Origin of the sequence: Protofrankia sp. Cas8 (genome assembly GCF_963555845.1) — a bacterium.
Classification (GTDB): Bacteria; Actinomycetota; Actinomycetes; order Frankiales; family Frankiaceae; genus Protofrankia.
In genome coordinates, this window is record NZ_CAUVXI010000293.1 from 1 (window position 1) to 2,580 (window position 2,580).

The window sequence follows — 2,580 nt, forward strand, 5'->3', positions numbered from 1 at the left end:
GCGGCGGTCAGTTCGCTGATCACCTCGTCGCTGCACGGCCAGTCTGCGTACAGACCCTCGACGTCGGTGAGGATGACCAGCTTCGCCGCGCCGATCGCGGCAGCCAGCGCGGCGGCGGCGAGGTCTGCGTTGACGTTGTACACGCCGCCGTCGATCCCGCGGGCGACGGTCGCGACCACCGGGACCTTACCGGAGTCCAACAACGCGATCAGGGTCTCGGGGGCGACCTCGACGACGTCCCCGACCAGGCCGATGTCGACCTCGCTGCCATCCACGACGGCCGGCTTGCGCCGCGCGATGAGCAGGTTGGCGTCCTCGCCGGACAGACCCACCGCGAACGGACCGTGGCTGTTGACCAGACCCACCACATCCCGGTTGACCTGGCCGACCAGGACCATCCGGACAATCTCCATGGTCTCCGGGGTGGTGACCCGCAGTCCGCCGGCGAACACCGATTCGACACCGAGACGGGCCAGGTGGGCGGTGATCTGTGGCCCGCCTCCGTGGACCACGACCACTCGAAGGCCCGCGTACCGCAGGAACACGACGTCCGCGGCGAACGCCTCGCGCAGCGCCGGGTCGCTCATCGCATGGCCGCCATATTTGATCACGATGGTGGAACCGTGGAAACGCGACAGCCAGGGCAGCGCCTCGATCAGCACGGTGGTCTTGGCCAGCGCGGCATGCCCCCGGGCCAGTGCCGAGGGCCGGTCCGCGGCCGGTGCGGTGGTCATGTCGAGTACGCCGAGTTCTCGTGGACGTAACCATCAGTGAGATCATTCGTCCAGACAGTCAGCTCCGTGGCGCCGGCATGCAGGTCTATCTGGATGGAGACCGCCCGGCCGGTCAGGTCGACGAGTTCACGCGGCTGGCCCGGCGCACCGGCCCGGCACACCCATACGCCGTTGATCGCGACATCCAGCGCGTCTGGTTCGAAGGCGGCCCGGGTGGTGCCGACCGCCGCGAGCACCCGGCCCCAGTTCGGATCGTTGCCGTAGAGCGCACACTTGAGCAGGTTGCAGCGCGCCACCGCCCGGCCGACCGCCAGGGCGTCGTCCTCACCGGCCGCCCCCGTCACGGTGATCGCGATCGTCTTGGTCGAGCCTTCCGCGTCGGCGAGCAGCTGCCCGGCGAGGTCGGCGCAGGTATCGGTCACCAGGCCACCGAGCGTGTCCGCGGACACACTCATACCGGACGCGCCGCTCGCCAACAGCAGCACCGTGTCGTTGGTCGACATGCATCCGTCGGAGTCCACCCGTTCGAAGGTGGTGCGGCAGGCGTCCCGCAGTAACCGGTCGGCGGTGGCCGGGTCGACGACCGCGTCGGTGGTCACCACCACGAGCATCGTGGCGAGCGCCGGCGCGAGCATCGCGGCGCCCTTGGCCATCCCACCGACGGTCACCCCGCCCGCCGCGCGCACAGCCTGCTTGCTGACGGTGTCGGTCGTGCAGATCGCCTCGGCCGCGGCCGTCCCGCCAGCGGCCGACACCTCGGCCACCGCCTTGGTCACACCGGGTAGCAGTAGGTCCATGGGGAGCCGGGTCCCGATCAGGCCGGTCGAGCACACTGCCACCTCGCCCGCTCCCAGCCCCAGCAGGCCGGCGGTGTGCTCGGCAGTGCGGTGCGTGTCGGTGAAGCCCGCTGGTCCTGTACACGCGTTGGCGCCACCGGAGTTCAGGACGACCGCCCGCAGCCGGCCGTCCGCGATCACCTGGCGGGACCAGAGGACGGGCGCCGCCTGCACCCGGTTGCCGGTGAAGACGCCCGCGGCGGCATCCGTCGGACCGTCGTTGACGACAACCGCGACATCCAGGCGGCCGGATGGTTTGAGCCCGGCCGCTACGCCTGCGGCCCGGAACCCCCCCGGGGCGGTCACGCTCATGGCTCTACACCCATTGGCGCTACACCCATTGGCTCTACACCCATGGTCGCTCCTCACTACATCGTATGAAAAACCACTGTCGGCAGGGCCGTATGCAGATGATCATGTCCATGCCGCGACTTCGTGGGTTCACGAAGGTTCGTGGCTGCACGGGTCATGGCGCGATACCCGATGAGGTCAGGCCGCTGGCCTCCGCCACGCCGAGCATGAGGTTCGCGCACTGCAGGGCCTGGCCGGCGGCGCCCTTGCACAGGTTGTCGATGGCGGCGACGACCACAGCCCGGCCGGCTTCGTGATCAGCGGTGACCTGCAGCTGGACGGTGTTGCCGCCCAGCGTCGCCGCGGTACGGGGCCAACGTCCCGGCGGCAGGACCCGCACGAACGGCTCGCCCGCATATGCCTCGATAAGCGCACCGCGCAGCGCGTCGGTGGTGACCGCGGAGTCGAGACGCGCGGTGCAGGTGGCGAGCAGGCCGCGCGGCATCGGCGCCAGCATCGTCGTGAACGACATGGACACCGGCGCGTCCACCAGGCCGCGAAGCGCCTGCAGAATCTCCGGACCGTGCTGGTGGTTGCCGACCCGGTAGGCGGTCACGTCATTCATGACCTCGCTGCCGAGCAGGTGGGCCTTGAGCGACCGGCCGGCGCCCGATGTGCCGCTAGCCGCCACCACAACGATGTCCTCGGTGTCGACCAGG

General features: G+C 70.1%; 3 protein-coding genes. All 3 read right to left on the minus strand.

Annotated features, from left to right (window positions below):
• Positions 1-734, minus strand: a 734-nt coding sequence (argB, locus tag U9977_RS25555; RefSeq protein WP_322751835.1) for an acetylglutamate kinase, incomplete at its 3' end; no start/stop codon positions are given.
• The gene (gene argJ / locus U9977_RS25560; RefSeq protein WP_322751836.1) at positions 731-1,882 is read right to left on the minus strand and encodes a bifunctional glutamate N-acetyltransferase/amino-acid acetyltransferase ArgJ; all 1,152 of its coding nucleotides are present in this window, start codon (positions 1,880-1,882) and stop codon (positions 731-733) included. The genes argB and argJ, both read right to left, overlap by 4 nt.
• A gap of 154 nt (positions 1,883-2,036) precedes the next feature.
• Positions 2,037-2,580, minus strand: a 544-nt coding sequence (locus U9977_RS25565) for an Asd/ArgC dimerization domain-containing protein (RefSeq protein WP_322751837.1), incomplete at its 5' end; no start/stop codon positions are given.